The sequence below is a fragment of the Streptomyces stoeckheimensis genome (genome assembly GCF_045822005.1).
Lineage (GTDB): Bacteria > Actinomycetota > Actinomycetes > Streptomycetales > Streptomycetaceae > Streptomyces > Streptomyces stoeckheimensis.
The window spans coordinates 8,059,342-8,078,485 of sequence record NZ_CP169550.1 but is presented as its reverse complement, the minus strand read 5'-3'; the positions used below and the strand labels follow the sequence as shown (position 1 = coordinate 8,078,485).

At 68.9% G+C, this 19,144-nt stretch carries 12 protein-coding genes and 1 pseudogene; 9 read left to right on the top strand and 4 right to left on the bottom strand.

Annotated elements, in window-relative coordinates; all coding sequences use genetic code 11:
• Positions 1-895: 895 nt before the first annotated feature.
• Both ACE1OC_RS36665 and ACE1OC_RS36660 read right to left on the bottom strand, forming a co-directional pair.
• Positions 896-1,981, bottom strand: a complete 1,086-nt coding sequence (locus tag ACE1OC_RS36665; RefSeq protein WP_407840623.1) for a DNA alkylation repair protein — start codon at positions 1,979-1,981, stop codon at positions 896-898.
• Between the two features lie 26 nt (positions 1,982-2,007).
• Positions 2,008-2,301 (bottom strand): hypothetical protein, encoded by a 294-nt coding sequence (locus ACE1OC_RS36660; RefSeq protein ID WP_407840622.1) that lies wholly within the window; start codon positions 2,299-2,301, stop codon positions 2,008-2,010.
• A 104-nt stretch (positions 2,302-2,405) separates the two neighbouring features.
• On the opposite strand from ACE1OC_RS36660, the gene ACE1OC_RS36655 reads away from it, so the two are divergent.
• From ACE1OC_RS36655 to ACE1OC_RS36645, 3 genes are all read left to right on the top strand, one after another.
• Complete coding sequence (locus tag ACE1OC_RS36655; RefSeq protein ID WP_407840621.1) at positions 2,406-2,960, top strand: ABATE domain-containing protein; 555 nt, start codon at positions 2,406-2,408, stop codon at positions 2,958-2,960.
• A 496-nt stretch (positions 2,961-3,456) separates the two neighbouring features.
• Entirely contained in the window at positions 3,457-4,047 is a 591-nt protein-coding gene (locus ACE1OC_RS36650; protein ID WP_407840620.1) for a redoxin domain-containing protein, read from the top strand.
• Between the two features lie 7 nt (positions 4,048-4,054).
• Positions 4,055-4,948 carry a cytochrome c biogenesis CcdA family protein gene (locus ACE1OC_RS36645; protein ID WP_407840619.1) on the top strand — a complete coding sequence of 298 codons (894 nt, stop codon included), beginning with the start codon at positions 4,055-4,057 and terminating at the stop codon, positions 4,946-4,948.
• Here the strand turns inward: ACE1OC_RS36645 and ACE1OC_RS36640 are convergent.
• On the bottom strand, positions 4,881-5,075 hold the full coding sequence (locus tag ACE1OC_RS36640; protein WP_407840618.1) for a hypothetical protein: 195 nt from the start codon (positions 5,073-5,075) through the stop codon (positions 4,881-4,883). The two genes, ACE1OC_RS36645 and ACE1OC_RS36640, sit on opposite strands and share 68 nt — an antisense overlap.
• A 427-nt stretch (positions 5,076-5,502) precedes the next feature.
• Between ACE1OC_RS36640 and ACE1OC_RS36635 the strand changes: the two genes are divergently transcribed.
• From ACE1OC_RS36635 to ACE1OC_RS36615, 5 genes and pseudogenes are all read left to right on the top strand, one after another.
• On the top strand, positions 5,503-6,960 hold the full coding sequence (locus tag ACE1OC_RS36635) for a vanadium-dependent haloperoxidase (protein WP_407840617.1): 1,458 nt from the start codon (positions 5,503-5,505) through the stop codon (positions 6,958-6,960).
• Positions 6,961-7,488: 528 nt separating this feature from the next.
• Positions 7,489-7,752, top strand: coding sequence for a hypothetical protein (locus ACE1OC_RS36630; RefSeq protein ID WP_407840616.1), 264 nt, complete (start codon positions 7,489-7,491; stop codon positions 7,750-7,752).
• A gap of 15 nt (positions 7,753-7,767) precedes the next feature.
• Positions 7,768-8,420 (top strand): annotated as a pseudogene (locus ACE1OC_RS36625) (SPFH domain-containing protein); the annotation flags it as partial.
• A gap of 688 nt (positions 8,421-9,108) precedes the next feature.
• The gene (locus ACE1OC_RS36620; RefSeq protein ID WP_407840615.1) at positions 9,109-11,178 is read left to right on the top strand and encodes a flotillin family protein; all 2,070 of its coding nucleotides are present in this window, start codon (positions 9,109-9,111) and stop codon (positions 11,176-11,178) included.
• A gap of 97 nt (positions 11,179-11,275) precedes the next feature.
• On the top strand, positions 11,276-16,219 hold the full coding sequence (locus tag ACE1OC_RS36615; protein ID WP_407840614.1) for a DNA repair ATPase: 4,944 nt from the start codon (positions 11,276-11,278) through the stop codon (positions 16,217-16,219).
• A 28-nt stretch (positions 16,220-16,247) separates the two neighbouring features.
• Here ACE1OC_RS36615 and ACE1OC_RS36610 read toward each other — a convergent pair whose 3' ends face one another.
• Positions 16,248-17,129, bottom strand: a complete 882-nt coding sequence (locus ACE1OC_RS36610) for a potassium channel family protein (RefSeq protein WP_407840613.1) — start codon at positions 17,127-17,129, stop codon at positions 16,248-16,250.
• A gap of 401 nt (positions 17,130-17,530) precedes the next feature.
• On the opposite strand from ACE1OC_RS36610, the gene ACE1OC_RS36605 reads away from it, so the two are divergent.
• On the top strand, positions 17,531-19,078 hold the full coding sequence (locus ACE1OC_RS36605) for an alanine/glycine:cation symporter family protein (protein ID WP_407840612.1): 1,548 nt from the start codon (positions 17,531-17,533) through the stop codon (positions 19,076-19,078).
• Positions 19,079-19,144 lie beyond the last annotated feature (66 nt).

Here is a 19,144-nt window from a genome sequence, read left to right as displayed (position 1 = left end):
TAGTCAGCACCAAGTCAGCACGGGACAGGTTGCGAGGGGTGCTGACATGGGGTTTCAGGTCAGTACGGGAGTCAGCACCACGCCCCCAAAACGGCTGTATCTCTGCAATTCCGGCAGGGGCTTCCCACCCGCTTCCGGAGGGGTACGAGGGAATCGATTCGGACCTTATGGTAGTCGGACACACTCAGGTGGGGTTGATTGTGACGGCACGCCACATATACCGCTGACCTGGGGACTTCTACGTTGTGCCCACACCCGACGTCCCCGCAGACACCCCGGAAGTGGTGCACATGGTCTCCCCCGCAGCTGTCCCGAAGGCTCCATCCGGAATCCGGCGGATCGTTGCCGCCAGTCTCATCGGGACCACCATCGAGTGGTACGACAACTCATACGGTCAGAGATACCACCTGCGGGTTTCCCTCGCGCAGGACGCCTGAGTCAGCACGGGAAGCGGAGTCGTGTCCCCCATCACCGCCCCGGCACAGCACTGCCGCCCTCCGACTTGCCACAGAGCCTCCAGCAGCACGAGACCGTACACACCGACGCCTCGGTACTCGGGCGTTGCCCCGCCGCAGCGAAACAGGGCAGGCGTACCGTCCGGGTCCGACAGCCACCGCCGTTTTGTGCCGTCCGGTACGGTCCCGAGCATGTGGGCTCACGGCATCAACCACTGCGGCGGCCGCCACCTCTTCGACGACCACCTTCGCGGCACAGCGGCCCTCGCCCGTGTGCACGGCGAGGCGCTTGACATGCCCAGCGTCACCGAGTACTTAGATGATCGCTTCCAAGGGACAGCTGCGCGGATGCAGGTTCCCGTTTCTGGTGGCGGACGCCCCATTGGGGTGTCGGCGTGATGGCGGATACGCCACCAAAGCGGGATGCGAGGCGGTCGCCCTCAGCAGTGCAGCGTGAACGAGGCTTCCCCGTAGGGTCGGCCGTTGACCTGAAGCTGCACCAAATGGACACCCGGGTGGTAGCGCCGCGTGCTGATCGGCTTGAAGGAGTGTCTGCGTGTCGCGCGCCACGTCTCGCCGGGGGCCAGGGACCGCGTGGCGAGTTTGAAGACCTTGGGGGTTCGGGTTCCGTTGGCTTTCATGTGGAGGACGACGTAGTCGATGACGAGGTGGGCGGTCTGGTCGTGCGTGTTGGTCACCGAATAGTCGAACAGCAGGTACTCGCCGACCCGGATTTCCGTGGCGTGGACGTGCGGGCCCTCGACGGCGACGGGACTGTCCGGGGAGTGGCCGAGCAGCGTAAGGGCGTCGGCGTGGCCGGACTTGATCAGAGTGCGCAGGGCGTGCCGTACCAACCGGGTCGTCGTCGGTGCCGGGTCGCTCAGCCAGCGCGCCGCGACACCAACGGCGATGTCAGGGTGGTCACGGCTGACGTCGTTGAGGTGGTTGGCCACTGATCTGCGGACGTACTCGGAGTCATCCCGGTACAGCGCGTCGAGCAGGGGCAGTGCGGGTGCCGGATCCGCGATCAGCTCCGGAAGTTGGGGTGCCCAGGGCAGTCGTGGCCGCGTGCCCTCACTGGCCAGTCGGCGGACGTGGGGGTCGGGATGTGCGGTCCACGGCGTCATAACCCGCAGCGCGCGTTCCAGGTCGGCACGGAGGAAGGGCCGGACGGCGGTCTCCGCGGTCAGGCGCGGGGTGAGTTCCGCCAGCAGGGCGAGCGCCGGCTCGAAGGCGTCCAGACCCCGTACAGCGACGGCCTCGGTGACGGGGAAGATCATCCAGCCGGTGAAATCGCCGTCTCGCAGTGCGGCCCGCACCGCGTCCGCGAAGGCCAGGTAGTCCGCCGGGAGATCGGCCAGGACGGCATCTCTGATCAGGGCGACACGCTCGGTGAAGCTCAGCCCGTCCAGGACGGCGCCGCACCCCCGGGTCTCATGCGCCATGATCCCGTCACCGGCTCGCTTAAGACATCGGGCGAGGTCGGCGACGGTGTCCGCGCCGAGTAGTTCGTCTGCCGAGGGCACAGCGTCATTCTCCTTGTTCTCGATGGCTACGCGGTGTGCAGAACGTGAGCGTGCCGCATCTCGTGCACCGTGCCGATTCGGCTGAAGAAGCCCTGTGCCCGGGGGTGGGCCGGCATTTCCTTGGCCGCGCGCTCGGCGACGGCGGCGGACGACCAGACGATGAAGTCCAGAACGGTGCCGTCGTCGAACTGGGCGAGGTGGGCGCCCTGAAAGCCGTCGCCGTAGAGCTCCTTGAGTAGTTCCACGAGCTGCTCTCGGTGGGCGGTGAGGGCGGCAGGGTCGTCGGTGTCGAAACGGACGTACTCGATGGTTGCGCTCATGGCATCACCCTTTATCGATCACGTGACTCACGGATTTGGCTGATCAAATCCGTGAGATAAAGTTATCACGGGTTCGCTGCCCTGAATCCAGTAGATTGAGGGGCATGACCATCCGGGACCTGCAGGACATGCCGTGGATCGGCGAGCACCCGGTCCTCGACCTGGCCAACACCGTCGTCGTCGGCGCAGGCCCGGGGCGCGGCGACGTCGACTTCCTCGCCGATCGGGAACTCACCAGGCGATGGCGCGCCCGCGCCGCCCATCGCGGACTGGCCGCCCTCTCCTTGGAGGAGCTGGAACGGCTGCGTGGGCTGGTCCGCGAGGCACTGGATGCGACAGCCGGACAGCGGCCGCTCTCCGGCAGCCTGCGGAACCGCCTGAACGGACTCGCCTCGTCCGCCCCCGTCGTCTTCCGGATGACAGGCGACGGCCTACTCGCACAGCAGGAACAGGATGGCGGCGCCGACGCCGTCGTCGCCCGCGAGACCCTCGTCCTGGCCGCAGGTCCAGACCGCCAGCGGGTGCGGCGCTGCCACGCCCCCAGCTGCGGCATGTTCTTCCTGGCACGGCGCCGTGACCAGGCATGGTGTTCCCTCGGCTGCGGCAACCGGGCGAGGTCCACCCGGCGCCAGCCGGGAGAAACGGGAACCCACAGCTGATGAGACAAGGGAACCCAAAGACAGGTTGTGACACCAGACTTGGAGTCCCTCGCGACCGCGCTCCATGATGCGCCGGGCCGACGTGCACTGGCTACTGCTGACCGATGCACGGATCGCTGAGATCCTCGTCCGCCGTCTGCCCGACCTCGAACAGCACCTGGCCGAAAGCGCGTTCAAGAGCATGGCCCAGCAGATCGCGACCACCCTGACCAACTGGCCGACACCCAGCCCCCGGCGAGCCCACTGTGCCCCGGCGGCCGCCACCCCAGATCGCGCTCGCCGGCAGTTCCCGCGAGACCGGTACGAAGGTGCTGCACTAGTACGCCGGCCAAGGCCTGGTCCACCTCGCCCGCGGCCGCGTAACCGTCCTCGACCCCGAGCGTCTGGCCGACGCGGCGGGCTGACGTCACCAAACCGTAAGGCCCTGCCCGCCCAGGCACCGCAGGGACGGCCCTACAGTCACTCCCGGCCCAGTCCCGAACACACAGGAGTCGACATGCGCCCCCGCACCTTCGCCCCAGCCGTACTCGCCGCCGCCCTGCTCACCGTCACCGGGTGCGCCGCGGACGACGGCCCGGCCGTGGGCACCGGCGCGGGCGCAGCGTCATCCACCGCACCCGCGCCCGCGCAGTCACCCGCGCCTTCGGACCTTGGCACGTCCGGCGCCACCGGCGCCCAGATACCTGCCGTGCTGGACTTCGCCGCCACTAGCGTGGACGGACAGCCTTTCAACACGAAGGCCCTCGCGGGCAAGCCCACCGTGCTGTGGTTCTGGGCCCCCTGGTGCCCCAAGTGCAAGGCCCAGGCGGCTGAGACCGCAAAGGTCGCCGCAGATTTCGCGGGCAAAGCCAACGTCGTCGGGGTCGCGGGCCTGGACAAGAACTCGGCCATGAAGGAGTTCGTCACGGACACCAAGACCGGTGGCTTCCCTCAGCTGTCTGACGAGAAGGGCGAGGTTTGGAAGCGGTTCAAGGTCACAGAACAGAGCCGCTACGTCATCCTCGACAAGGACGGCAAGACCGTCTACGAAGGCGTCCTGCCCGCCGGTAGGGGGCTGGCCGAAAAGGTCGCCGGACTGACCGGCTGAAGTGACCATGTCCGACCTGCCACTCGCCCTCGCGCTCACCGCGGGCATCCTCGCGGCCGTCAACCCGTGCGGCTTCGCCCTGCTCCCCGCTTACCTGTCCCTGCTCGTCCTCGGCGACGACTCGCCGACCCGGGCCGTCGCCATCGGCCGCGCGCTGACCGCCACGGTCTCCATCACGCTTGGCTTCACCGCCCTCTTCGGCATATTCGGCCTGGCGATCCAGCCCGTGGCGGGTCAGGTCCAGGAACACCTGCCCTGGTTCACCATCGCCTTCGGCATCCTCATGGTCGGCATGGGCGTCTGGCTGCTCGCCGGCCGCCAACTGCCCGCCCTGGCGCCGAAACTCCGGCGCGCCCCTGCCCTCACCAGGTCGATCCCGTCCATGGCGCTGTTCGGGATGGCCTATGCCACGGCCTCACTGGGCTGCACGATCGCACCGTTCCTCGCCATCGTCGTCTCCGCGTTCCGCAGCGGCTCGCCCGCCGCGGGTGTACTGCTCTTCGCCGCGTACGCCCTCGGCATGGGCCTGATCGTCGGCGTCGCCTCCCTGACCGTCGCCCTCACCCGCAGCACCGCCGTCACCCGACTTCGTCGGGCCGGTGCGATCGCTCCCCGGATCGGCGGCGGACTCCTGCTCCTCGTCGGCGCGTACGTGGCGTACTACGGCTGGTACGAGGTCCGCGTCCAGCATGACCCCGCCACTCAGGACCTGGTCATCGAAACCGCCGGAGCCGTCCAGCGCGCGGTCGCCGACCTGCTCGACGCCATCGGACCGACGACCCTGGCCGCCCTGTTCGCGGCCCTGCTGATCGGCGCCGTCGTGCTGGCGGAGATCAGGCGGCAGCGCGGGAGTACAGCGTCCCGAGCGGCCATTCGACGTCGACGTCGAGGGCCTCGTTGACGTAGTTGGTGAAGATGTTCCTGACGGTGCTGCCGATCGTCTCGACGATCTCTTCGTCCGTCAGCCCGGCCTCGCGCGCTGCCGCGAAGTCGTCGTCGCCGATCCGGCCCCGGTTCTCGGTGATCACGACCGCGAGGCCGAGTACGGCGGCGGCCTTGGGGCCGGAACTGGTGCCTCGCCAGGCGGCCTACCGGCCAACCCTCCCTTCCACAACGCCCCCCAGCGAAACCTCAGCCTGCGTCAAATGCGCCCGTGGCCGGCTGCCCCCGACACGTCGTCCCCGGCACCGCGCTCGCCTCTGACTGCCTACGCTCCGGGCCGAGCGGGAGCGAGACCGTCTCGACCACTGGTCCGACGCGGGCGGTATCCCAAGCCGTCCGAAGAGCTGACATAGGCGATTCGACCGGGCGAACGATCGCGCCGCCGTGCGGGCGGGACCGGCCATTCCGCGGCCGCGTGCCGTTTTTTACAAGCGCACGGACGCTTCCTGGGTCAGGATCACGCCGCCACCTCTCGTGGTGATCAAGTTGCCTGTGCCCAGGGGGAGCCGAGCCATGCCCGAGAACGTCCGCACCACCAGAACCCGCAGTACGATCTGGCGCCGCACGCTGGCGGCCGGTGTGGTCCTGGCCGCCACCGGTTCCATCCTCGCCGCCAGCCCCCAGCGCGCCGAGGCGGCGCTCCCGACCCAGTCGATAGCCGATCCCGTCCACTACTGGAACGACGTCCTCCAGGGTGTTTTCAGGCAGGTGCAGGGTGGCCCGGTCCCGATGGCGCGGGCGGCCGCGATGATGAACGGCGCGATCTACGACGCGGAGAGCTCCTACCAGGCCAAGTGGAAGGGCCAGATGACCTCCGCGGCCTACATCCACGCGGCGCCCTACGCGGGCTGGGTAGAGGGGCCGGACGAGGAGGAACGTGTCATCGGCCGCACCGCCTACAACATCCTGCTCAACCTCTACGGCGTGAACCGGCCCAACAAGAACGCCCCCGACTTCACGCCCTACCTCGACAAGCGCTTCAAGGAGCGCTTCGGGACCGAGCCGACCAGTGGCGATCTTCTGGACATCACCATCGTCAGCGGAATGGTCAACCAGATGATGAACGCCCGGGCCGGTGACGGTTCGGAGGACAACTCCAGCTACTCGGGCGAGAGCCCCAGGCCCGGTGCATGGCGTGCCACCAGCTACCCCGACATGGTCGACTCCAAGTGCGCGTCGGACGGCAATGCCGTGAACCCGGTCTGGGGGCAGGTCAAGCCGTTCTCCCTGAGCTCGGGCTCGCAGTTCCGGCCCACCACTCTCGCGCAGTTCGGTACGTACGAGGACCTCGTGGCGAGCCCCGAGTACAAGGCCCAGGTCGCGGCCGTACGGAACGCCGGCGCGGCCGCCCCCACCGCGGCCACACCGGTCATCAACCGGACCGCCGACCAGTACAACGCGGCCTGGTTCTGGGCCAATGACAACGACGGAACGTACAAGCCCCCGGGCCACATGATCCAGGCCACCCGCGAGGTCTCCAAGGCCCGGGGCCTCAGCACGTACGCCAACGCCAAGCTCTTCGCGCTCGTCTCGATCGCCCTCGCCGACACGGGAATAGCCGTCCGCGACGCCAAGTTCTCCACCACGATCGACCTGTGGCGGCCCGTTTCGGCGATCCGCGAGGGTGGCCTTGACCCCCAGTGGAAGCCCCTCCTCAAGAACAACGACGGGGTCAACGTCAACCCGTGCTTCCCCGCCTACGTCTCCGGCCACGCCTCCTTCGGCGCCGCCTGGGCAGGCATCATGAAGCGCTACTTCAACACCGACAACATCGCCTACGACCTCACCACCGACGATCCGCAAGCGCCGGTCAAGACCCGCCACTTCACCAGCTTCAGCGCCGCCGCCAAGGAAGACGCCGACAGCCGCATCTGGCTCGGCGTCCACTTCCCGTGGGACGCCACCGACGGCCTGATCCTCGGCGACAAGGTAGCCGCCCAGGTCTTCAGCACCAAGCTCCGCACTCTGTGACATGAACGGTGGGGTGGGTGGTCCTGCACTCCCACCCCACCCGCACCGGGCCGCTCAGGACTACCTGTCACATGGGATCAGCGGCGGCTGCGCCGCGTGACGTGCGCTCCCACCATGACGAGCCGTGACGAGGCAGGACAGCCGGATCCTGAGTAGGGGCAACCCGGGTACTGCCCACGCTACGCAGCAGCCGCATACCCTCGACTCACTGCCACAATCTGCAGCGATTTCCGTCCGCGATCGCCGTCAGAATCTCGTCAAGAGCTCGTCAATGTTGTAGTCAGGACGACCCGCTGCGTGCGGCCGTCCTCCGGGGCCAGCCGGCGAAACGGCTGCAGTTTCGTTTGGATCATCGGGCTGACCACAGGAAGATGCCTGCAATGTGGAGTCCGGCCAGGTAGATCGTGGCGGTCTTCTCGTACCATCAGCCCGGACGCAGAAGGCCGCAAGAAGAGACGGTCGAGGTCAAAAGCCGTCCGTTCGGCTGCGCACTGATCTGATGGACGCGCCGTAGGCGAAGGGCACCGTATGAGCAGGCTGCTGGAAGCGGTGTGTGCGCTGACCTTGGGCGTCCTCGTTGCGCTGCTCGTATGGGGTGCCAACCCCGGCGCCGTGCGGGTGGCGTGGCGAGAGGGCGAGCTGAGCGGTGTGACGGTCGTGTTCGTGGCGGCGTGTGCGCTGTGGCTGGTGCTGTGGCGCAGGCGTACGGGGCGCGGCCCGCTGGCATGGCCGCTTGCGGTGCTGCTGTGCGGTGCGGCTATTGCGCTGGTCCTGGCTGCCTTGGCCGGTTGACCGGCACGGGCGGGTGAGAAGACGCTGACCTCGCGGGACACCATCAACAACCAACTTCGCGGCGTACTCGACGACGCCACCGGCAAATGGGGGCTGAGGGTCAACCGGGTGGAGATCAAGGCCATCGACCCGCCGCAATCCATCAAAGACGCGATGGAGAAGCAGATGCGGGCCGAGCGGACAAGCGCGCCGCCATTCTCGGAGCCGAGGGGCAGCGCCAGTCCCAGATCCTCACCGCCGAAGGCGACAAGCAGGCTGCGGTACTGCGCGCGGAGGGCAATCGGACCGCCGACGTCCTCAAGGCGGAGGGCCAGGCCCGTGCCATCTACGATGTCTTCCAGGCCGTACAGCGCAACGACGCCGACCCCAAACTGCTGGCCTGCCAGTACCTCCAAGTGCTCCCCCAACTCGTGCAGGGCCCTGGCAACACCTTCTGGGTGATTCCCGGCGAGGTCACATCCGCTCTCCAGAGCGTCTCCCGCGCTTTCAGCGAGCCCCTCCCGAAGTCCGAAGCAACCCGCCCGACGTCGTCGGGCGACTTGGCTGTCCAGGCCGCGAACGACGCGGCGAAAGCCGACGGCGCCGCCACCGGTGCACTCCCGCGACCCCTGGCGAATGCGGAAGGTCATCGTCAGCCGGAAGCCCCGCCTACGGATCAGCCAGGCTGACCGTCTCCTTCAGCGCACCCGCATGCTTCAGGCGTGCCTCAAGGGGAAGCCGTGCTCGCGTCACGCCTAAGGCTGATCACTGCGATCCGTCAGCTGTCGCCGTCAGATGGGACGCAAGGCTGATCGCGTCGCCACGGGCAGTTCCAGGGGGACGCGCCGGAAGAACGTCATCTGGAGGCCTCGGCGGCTGCGATCTCCTCGACGGTGGTGTTCTGGTAGCCCCCTTCCCTCAGCGGCATCAAAGCGGCGTAAAGATTGCCGGTCATCGGCAGTGTGAGCAGCGTCGCGCCTGGTCCAAGATGTGCCCGGACAGGGCTGGCCCAGGCGTACGATGCCGGGCCCCGGAAACGGTTTGGTCGTAGAGGGGGGCGCATGAACGAGTACAACAAGGCCGATTCGTAGTCGCCGGCTCTTCTCCTCCCCGACGAACCCGGACCGTACTGGTGCTACTCCACCGTCTGAAGGCGGCAGTCGGACCGGGGGGCGCGGGTCCGGCTCAGTAGCGCACCAGTAGCGCACGGCTTCATCAGGGCCGTCCACCCAGGTGCTCGCCTTCGCGCCGCCCCGCCTCACACCGGGGCCGAGCCAACGCTCGTTCGGTAGCGCCGTTCTACGCCTCACGACGGCGGTGCGGCCTCACGGCCTGCCCGCCACATCTCAGCTACGCACCTTTCATGGGGGAGTTCTCGTGGATGCCTTCTCAACCGGCCTCGGCACGCTCGTCATCGCCGTGCTCGTCGTCGCGATCGCCGCGCTGGCCGTCGTGACCCGGCTGTTCCGCAAGGTCGAGCAGGGCAAGGCCCTGATCGTCTCGAAGATGCGGAAGGTCGACGTGACCTTCACCGGCCAACTCGTACTGCCGGTACTGCACAAGGCCGAGGTCATGGACATCTCGGTGAAGGCCATCGAGATCTCCCGTACCGGCCGCGACGGGCTGATCTGTCAGGACAACATCCGCGCCGACATCCGGATCTCCTTCTTCGTCCGTGTCAACAAGACCGCCGAGGACGTCATCAAGGTCGCCCAGGCCATCGGAACCGCACGGGCCAGCGACAAGGCGACCCTGCAGGAACTGTTCAGCGCCAAGTTCTCCGAAGCGCTGAAGACCGTCGGCAAGCAGATGGACTTCACCGACCTCTACACCATGCGCGAGGAACTGCGGTCCCGGATCATCCAGATCATCGGCATCGACCTCAACGGCTACAGCCTGGAGGACGCGGCCATCGACTACCTGGAGCAGACGCCCCTCGCGCAGCTGGACGCCGGCAACATCCTGGACGCCCAGGGCATCCGCAAGATCACCGAGCTGACGGCCATCGAGAACGTCCGCACCAACGAGTACCGCCAGCACGAGCAGAAGGAGATCACCCGGCAGAACGTCGACGCCCGCGAGGCCATCCTGGAGTTGGAGCGCCGCCAGGCCGACGCCGAGACCAAGCAGCGCCGGGAGATCGAGACCGTGCGGGCCCGCGAGGAAGCCGAGACCGCACGCGTGGTGGAGGAAGAGCGCCTGCGGGCGCAGGGAGCCTTCCTCAAGACCGAGGAGCAGCTCGGTATCCAGCGGGAGAACCAGGCCCGCGAGGTGGCCGTGGCGCAGAAGAACCGTGAGCGGGTCATCGCCGTCGAGACCGAGCGCATCGAGAAGGACCGGCAGTTGGAGGTCATCGCGAGGGATCGGGAGACGGAGCTGACGCGGATCTCAGCCGACAAGGAGGTGGAGATCCAGAAGCGGGACATCGCCGAGGTCGTACGCGAACGCATCGCGGTGGACCGTACGGTCGCCGAGCAGGAGGAGTCGATTAAGCGGCTCCGGACGGTCGAGGAGGCGGAGCGCACCCGGCAGGCCGTGGTCATCGCCGCCGAGGCCGAGGCCCAGGAGAGGCTCGTCAAGGACATCAAGGCTGCGGAGGCGGCTGAGCAGGCGGCCGTGCACCGTGCGGCGGAGGAACTCACCCTCGCCGAGGCCCGCAACAAGACCGCAGAACTCGACGCCCGCGCCAAGATCCGTCTCGCCGAGGGCATCCAGGCGGAGGCCGCCGCCGAGGGTCTTGCGGCGGTGGCCGTACGGGAGAAGGAAGCGGACGCGATCGAGAAGACCGGCCGGGCCGAGGCAGGGGCCACGACGGCCCGGCTGAAGGCGGAGGCCGACGGCGCCCGCGAGATGGCGCTGGCCGAGGCGACCGCGATCGGCGAGAAGCTGAAGGCGGAGGCCGAGGGCCTGACCGAGAAGGCCGCCGCCATGGCCGCCCTGGACGAGGCCTCGCGCGGTCACGAGGAGTACCGACTGCGGCTGGATGCGGAGAAGGAGATCCGGCTCGCAGGGCTGGACATGCAGCGCCAGGTCGCCGAGGCCCAGGCCACTGTGCTGGCGACGGGGCTGGAGAGCGCCGACATCAGCATCATCGGCGGCGAATCGGCGTTCTTCGACCGGATCGTCGGGGCGATGTCGATGGGCCGGGCCATGGACGGGTTCATGGACAACTCCCAGACCGCCCGGACGCTGGCGGAGCCCTGGCTGGACGGCTCCGGATCCTTCACCGGGGACCTGACCAAGGTGCTGGGCTCGGTCTCCACATCCGACGTGCAGAACCTCACCGTGTCCGCGCTGCTGATGAAGCTCATGCCCGCCGGCTCGGGCCAGGTGGACGAGCTGATCGCCAAGGCTCGCCAACTGGGCCTGGCCGACGTGCCGGTGAGCGGCCTCGCAGGTGCCGCCACCCCTGCCAACGGCGCCGTCAACGGCGCCGCCAAGAACTGACCGACACGGGGGTGCGGTCAGAAGTCGCGGAGCCGCCGCGGAGGGGGCGGCGGCTCCGCGACCGCTTCATCACCTTGAACGACGGGAGCTGAACCAGATGACCACGGCCACGAGTACGGCCACGGCGTCGGAGCCGGAGACGGCATCCGGGGCGAAGGCGGGGGTGAACGCCGCAATGGACGCCGGAACGTACGAGGTGCTGCGCGACCGACTCACGGCACAGGCCACGGAGCTCACCCGCCGTGCGGAGGCGCTGAACACCGCCAGGATCAAGGAGTTCGGCTCGACCGGGCTCACGCTCTCGGGCTCCGGCCGTTTGCGCACCAAGGAGAACCGGACGGCCCGCGACCTCGTCGCGGTCGGAGACGTCCTGCTCTTCGGCTGCAACGGTGCCGCCTCCACCGGTCCGGACCGCGTCGTCTCCGACGTACTGGCCCTCTACGACCTCGATTTCAACCCGATCCCTGCCGATGCGGCCCCCGGCCTGCTCGACGACCCCGACTTCGTCAGGGAGTTCACCGCGCTCCACCGCTACTTCCGGGAAGCGCGGCTGCTCCAGCTGCGCCGGGTGGACGGCAAACTGCTCGCCGTGTTCCGGACCGGCGAGCTGGCCGAGGACATCCGCGTCCTGCGCTGGTCGCTCACCCCGGACGGTCGAGCCCGGTTCCTGGACGCCCAAGGCGAGCGCGACCACGTACTCCCGCCGGCGTACGACGTGGAGTGGCGAGATACCACCCGGGAGGACCACGTCCAGGGCCGCCACCCGCACGTCTCCATCGACGGCCGCCTCTTCGTCTCGACGGTCGGCGGCGCGCTCACGGTGAAGACCGCGGACGACACCGAGTCGGAGGAAGGCGTCCACCGCGAGCCCGTCCACGAGCCGCTCCAGTCACTGGCCGACGCCGAGATCGCGTACGCCACCGTCGGGCCGCTCCTCCTGCTCCGGATCCGGCCGTACAAGGAGGAAGCGCGGCGCCACCTCGTCTTCAACTCGGTGACGGGCACGGTGGTCCGACTCGACGGCATCGGCCAGTCCTGCCGGCGGCTGCCGGACGACGAAGGCATCGTCTTTCCGGGTGGCTACTGCCTCGGCTCCGGCAAGGTCCGGACTTTCGACCCCGCGGCCGCGGACCCGAGCGGCCTGGAGTTCGAACGGACCGTCCGCTCCCCCAACGGCGAGGACGTGCTGTTCGCCTTCCACGCCCGCGCCGATGGTCGCACCCTGTTGCTCCCGTACAACGTGATCCGCAAGGAGGTGTCCGCGCCCATCTCCTGCCAAGGCCACGCCCTGTTCGACGACGGAACCCTCGTCGTCCTGCGGGCCGTTACGGCCGAACCGGGCCGAACGCACGCGGTGCAGACCTGGCAGACCCCCTTCACTTCCGACACCCACCCCTCCCCCACCGGGATCGGTCCGCTCGGCCGAATCGGCAACGCAGACCTGGTCCGGGGCATCGCCGACTGCTTGGCCGTGGCCCGGCAGGCGGCCGCGACCGGCTCCACGCCTGGCGGTCCGCTGTACGAGGCACTGCTCGCCGCCTGCGTCCGGACCGCCGACCGACATCCCTGGCTGGGCGACGCGGAGGCCGGTGACCTGCGCAGCTCGCTGGAGGCGGTCCGGGCCACCGCCGAGCAGGTACTCGACGAGTTCGCGACCGTCACCGCCCTCACCCGGCGGGCGGCCGACGCCCTCGCCGAATCCGCCCAAAGCATCGCGCGACTGGTGCGCCGTGTCCGCGGCGAGTCCCCGGCCACCGCCGAAGAGTGGATCGAGCGCATCTCCGAACTGCGCCGGGCTCAGGGACACCTGCTGACGCTCGCCGAGATGCGGTACGCCGATACCGCGGCCATCGAGACCCTGAGCGGGGACGTGACGGCCGACATCGCCGCCGCCGGGCAACGCGCCGTGGCCTTCCTCGCGCGCGAGGACGCCTTCGACGCGCACGCGGCCGAGGCCGGACAGCTCGCCGACGACGCCGGGGCGATCCCCACCGTCGCCGAAACCGCCCCCTTCCGTGAACGCCTCGAGAAGCGGAGCTTCGGCCTTCAGGCCCTCGCCGAGGTGGTCGCGGATCTGGACACCGGTGACGCCACCGTCCGTACCGCCATCCTGACGCGCATCGCCGAGGTCCTCGCAGGTGTGAACCGAGCCCTCGCCGCGGTCGCGGCCCGGCGCCGGGAGCTGCTCGACCGGGAGGGACGCGCCGGTTTCACCGCGGAGTTCGCCCTGCTCGGCCAGGCCGTCAACGCCGCCCTGGCGGCGGCCGGCACGCCCGAGGAGTGCGCGTCCCAGCTCGCCCGTCTGCTGCTCCGGCTGGAGAACCTGGAGGGGCGTTACGCCGAGCACGACGGGTTCCTGACCGAGATCGCCGAGAAGCGCGCCGAGGTCCACGACGCCTTCTCGACCCGTCGCCAGACGCTCCAGGACGCCCGCGCCCGGCGTGCCGAGAAGCTCGCCGACTCCGCCCGACGCGTGCTGGAGACGATTGCCCGCCGGACTGCGGCACTGGACAGCACCGACGGCATCCACACGTACTTCGCTTCCGACCCCATGGTGGCCAAGGTCCGCCGCACGGCCGACGAGCTGCGCGGACTGGGTGACACCGTGCGCGCGGAGGAGCTGGCGGGCCTGCTCTCGGCCGCCCGTCAGGAGGCAGGGCGCGCGCTGCGCGACCGTGCGGAGCTGTTCGCCGACGGCGGCGAGACGATCCGCCTCGGCCGACACCGGTTCGCGGTCACCCTGCAGTCCCCCGAGCTGACCCTCGTACCGCACGGAGACGGCCTGGCGTTCGCACTCACCGGCACCGACTACCGCCGCCCCGTCACCGATCCGCAGTTCGCCGCCACGCGGCCGTTCTGGGACCGGCTGCTGCCGTCCGAGTCAGCCGGGGTGTACCGGGCGGAGTACCTGGCGGCCAGGCTGCTGGCCGAGCACGGGAGCACCGCGCTCGCCGCCGCCGACCTGGATCTCCTGGTCCGGGAGGCCGCCGAGTCCGCGTACGACGAGGGCTACGAGAGAGGGGTCCACGACCACGACGCGGTCGCCATTCTGCGTGTGCTGCTGGACCTGCACGAGAGCGCCCGGCTGCTGCGCTACCCTCCCCGGGACAGGGCGGCCGCCACGCTGTACTGGGCTCACGGCACGACCTCGGAGGAACGCTCCGCCCTCACCCGCCGGGCCGCCTCCCTGGCCCGGGCACGTGACACCTTCGGGCCCAGTGCGGCGCTCGCAGCCTTCCAGAGCGAACTCACCCAGGCAGTGGCGGCTTTCGCTCCCAACAGGTCAGCGCCGGCCCGCGCCGCCGAGTACCTCTTCGAGGAACTGGCCTGTGAACCAAACGGGTTCGCCGTGTCCTCCGCGGCCCGCACGCTCCTCGACAAGTTCCGCCGCAGTGTGGGCGCCTCGCCCTATGACGAGGACCTCGCCGCACTCCCGGATATCGCCGCCCGCGGCCAGCTCGTTGAAGGCTGGCTCACCTCCTACGCGGCAGCCTGCGGTGAGGTCATCGACGACGGCGACATCTCCGAGGCCGTCGCCGCCGAGCTGTGTCCCGGACTGGACCGCTACGACGCGACCGGCGCGACCACCGCAACCGTAACCGGGCTGCTCGGCGCCCATCCCCGGATCAGCGGACGTTCCCTCCTCCTGCGCCTGGACGAATTCCTCACCCGCAACGCCGACTTCGCCGCGCTGGACGTCCCGGGGTTCCGCGCCTACCAGCGGCAGCGCGGCGCCCTCACCGCCGCCGAGAACGAGCGGCTCCGAGTCGATGCCCACCGTCCGCGGATCATGTCCTCCTTCGTCCGCAACCGACTGGTCGACGAGGTGTACCTCCCCCTGATCGGTGACAACCTCGCCAAGCAGATCGGAGCGGCCGGTGCCGACAAGCGCACGGACAGCTGCGGGTTGTTGATGCTCATCTCACCGCCCGGATATGGCAAGACGACCCTCGTCGAGTACGTCGCCGAGCGCCTCGGGCTGCTCCTGGTCAAGATCGACGGGCCCTCCCTCGGGCACGGCACGACCTCCCTCGACCCTGAAGTCGCCCCGGACGCCACGGCCCGCCGCGAACTGGAGAAGATCGCCTTCGCGCTCGAAGCCGGCAACAACGTGATGTTCTACCTGGACGACATCCAGCACACCTCTCCTGAACTGCTCCAGAAGTTCATCCCGCTGTGCGACACGACCCGTGCTCTGGGCGGCCGCGACCTGCGTGGCAAGCGGTTCGCCATCTGCATGGCCGGCAACCCGTACACCGAGTCCGGGCAGCGCTTCCGCGTCCCCGACATGCTCGCCAACCGTGCCGACGTCTGGAACCTAGGCGATGTCCTCACGGGGAAGGAAGACGCCTTCGCGCTCAGCTTCGTCGAGAACGCACTCACCTCGAACCCTGTCCTCGCCCCGCTCGCCGGACGCGACCGCGCGGACCTGGAGCTACTCGTGGGCCTGGCCGACGGGAACCCCACCGCTCGACGTGACCAGCTGGCCCATCCGTATCACCCGGGAGAACTGGACCGGATCCTTGCCGTACTGCGTCACCTCCTCTCCGCCCGGAAGACGGTCCTCTCGGTCAACTCCGCCTACATCGCGTCCGCGGCCCAGAGTGACGTGAGCCGGGCGGAACCGCCGTTCAGGCTCCAGGGCTCCTACCGCAACATGAACAAGATCGCTGCCGGGATCTCGCCTGCCATGAACGGCGCCGAGCTGACCGCTCTCATCGACGACCACTACACGGGAGAGGCCCAGACCCTCACCACCGAGGCCGAGGCCAACCTCCTCAAGCTCGCCGCCCTCCGCGGCACCATCACCCCGGAGCAGGCGACGCGCTGGGCCGAGATCACCACTTCCTACCTCCGGGCCCGGGCCCTCGGAGGCCGGGACGACGACCCGCTGACCCGGGCGGTCGCCGCGCTCGGATTGCTCGCCGACCGGGTCGCCGCCGTAGAGGGCGCCATCACCCGGGCAACGGATCCCCGCCACCTGCTCGCCCTCCCGAGCGGGCGACACGCCGCCCGAACCGAGCACGATCTACGGGAATGACGGGAATGAGGGGCCGACCATCGTCACGTCACGCCTCCTCACCGGTGTGGCGGCCGTGGTCGTGGGCGAAGGCTTCGAAGACTTCCCGTGCTGATCCCCGCGTGTGCAGGAAGCGTTCGTCGAGGATGGCGGCCAGGTCGTCCAGCGATGCCCGGAGCACGGCGGCCGACAGTCGGACGTCGGAATGACGGGCCGCCGCGGCCTGGTCCGCCAGGTTCATGGCGCAGGTGATCTGGCAGGCGAGGGAGGTCCGGTCGTCGCCGTCGTGGAAGTAGTAGGACTCGGCGTACTGCTGGAAGTCGACGGAGACCACGGCGACGGCCCCGGCCAGGCCGTCGAGGATGGCCGCGCCCGCGGAGGCGTCGATCTGCTCGGTCGTGGGATGGGTCCGGGCGAGGTGGGAGAGACGCAGGGCGAGGGCGCGGCGGCGGGCCAGCGCGGGGTAGATGCCCAGTGTCCATGACACCGTGGCGCTGAGCAGGGCGAACCCGACGAGAGCCTCCAGGGGGGCGAGGACACGGAGCCATCCCTCGGCGGGTGCGATGTCGCCGAGCCCGAGGGTGGAGATGTGGACCAGGGACACGTACAAGGCATCCGCGAATCCCGCGTGGTCGGCGGGCTCCAGTCCGGTGGCGTAGGTGAACGCCTCAGGCATGTGGGGCCAGTAGATAAAGGTCCACCCCAGGACTGCTGCGAGAGCCCAGGCCGCGACCACGATGACCATGGCGAGGGGGCCTGCGAGCCCTGAGGCCCGGCGGCGCACCGGCAGGGAGGAGACCAGCCGCCACAGGGCCGTCATGACCAGGCGGCTGAGACCGCCGTGGCGCGTGGGGTGCCACAGGGTGTGGAACACGTCCCGTAGGACCAAGAGCACCAGCGCCCCGCCCGCAAAGGTGATCAGCCAGTTCATGCGGACTCCCTGCCCCCGTCACTCGTCGCCTCAGCGCCGTGGCCGGCCTCCCGGGAGCCCTCGCCACACATGCCGCGTCCGCTCAGCAAAACCTCAAATCCGGATAACGATCGCATCACCGGCCCTGGGAATCCCACACCATCCGCCCGAAGCGGTGATCTGCATCACTAAAGATCTCGTAAAGGCCGTGCTATGAATACGCAACTCCGCTTCGGCACCACCCCTCGCCACATGCGGAGTGCCGGCACACACCGGCCAAGTACGAACCAGGGAAGTCCCGCTCCAAGTCCACGGATCGAGACGACCAGGGTCGCCGACCGGACACCGGCGTTCACTCAAAGCCCGCATCCACAGCCGCCGCACCGCACTGCGCCGGCTCTGCGCCATCGAGGTTTTGCCAGATGTCGCTCGACACCATCACCACCTCCGTAGACGAAGCCGTCAGCGGATTCTTCGAGCCCATCGCCAAGTGGCTCGGAGACATCGTCTTCTACTCGGTCCCCGTCAACGGGACCCAGATTCCGCTGATCGTGGCCTGGCTGGTCGTGGCCGGTCTGGTCTTCTCCGGCTGGTTCGGCCTGGTGCAGATACGCAAGTTCCGCCTCGCGGTGAACGTGGTGCGCGGGAAGTACGACGAGGACGGTTCGGCCGGTGAGGTCAACCACTTCCAGGCCCTGACGGCGGCCGTATCCGGCACCGTCGGCCTCGGCAACATCGCCGGTGTCGCCGTCGCCGTCTCCATCGGCGGCCCGGGCGCGACATTCTGGATGATCCTCTGCGGCCTGCTCGGCATGGCCACGAAGTTCGTCGAGGTCACCCTCGGCGTGAAGTACCGCGAAGTGCACGCCGACGGCACGGTCTCCGGCGGCCCGATGCACTACCTGCCCAAGGGCCTGGCCGACCGCTTCGGCGCCAAGGGCCTGAAGCTGGGCAAGGTGCTGGGTGTCCTCGCCTCGGTGATGATCCTGTTCTTCGGCCTCTTCGGCGGCAACCTCTTCCAGGTCAACCAGTCCTACGCTCAGCTCGTCTCCGTCACCGGCGGCGAAAGCGGCCTCATGGGCTCCTCGGCCGGCGCGCTGTTCTTCGGCATCCTGATCGCCGCGCTGGTCGGCGTCGTGCTCCTCGGCGGCATCCGCTCCATCGCCTCCGTGACCAGCAAGCTCGTCCCGGCGATGGCCGGCATCTACATCGTCGCCTGCCTCGTGGTCATCCTCGTCAACGTCTCCGCGGTGCCCTCCGCGCTCTCCTCGATCATCGAGGGCGCCTTCAACCCGCAGGGTGTCACCGGTGGTGTGCTCGGCGCACTGATCGTCGGCTTCAAGCGGGCCGCGTTCTCCAACGAGGCCGGTCTCGGCTCCGCTCCGATCGCCCACTCCGCGGTCAAGACCAAGCACCCCGCCAGCGAGGGCCTGGTCGCCCTGCTGGAGCCGTTCATCGACACCGTGGTCATCTGCACGATGACCGCCCTGACGATCGTCATCGCCAACCCGGCCAGCTGGGGCGCGGCCCGCAAGGACGAAGGCCCTGGCGGCGTGACCATCACCTCCGACGCCTTCGCCACGGTCCTGCCCTGGTTCCCGTACATCCTCACCATCGCGGTGATGCTGTTCGCCATCTCCACAGTGCTGACCTGGGGCTACTACTGCATGAAGGCGTGGACGCACCTCTTCGGCCGCAGTAAGACCAGCGAGCTGACCTTCAAGGTCTTCTACACCCTGTTCGCGGTCGCCGGTTCGCTGCTCACCCTGCAGACCCTGATCGACATGGCCGACGCGGTGCTCTTCATGCTCGCCGTCATCAACATCATCGGCCTGTACCTGCTCGCGCCCGTGGTCAAGCGGGAGCTGGACAAGTTCCTCGAGTTCGTCCGCCGCCGCGACGCGGGTCTCGACACGGACACCGAAGCGGACGAGGACGACGACCAGGAGCTGGTGAAGGCCAGCGTCTGACCGCCCCCGCGGCCCGGCTCCTGAGCGGGCTCGTACACACCTCGCGCCTTGGTGTGTACGAGCCCG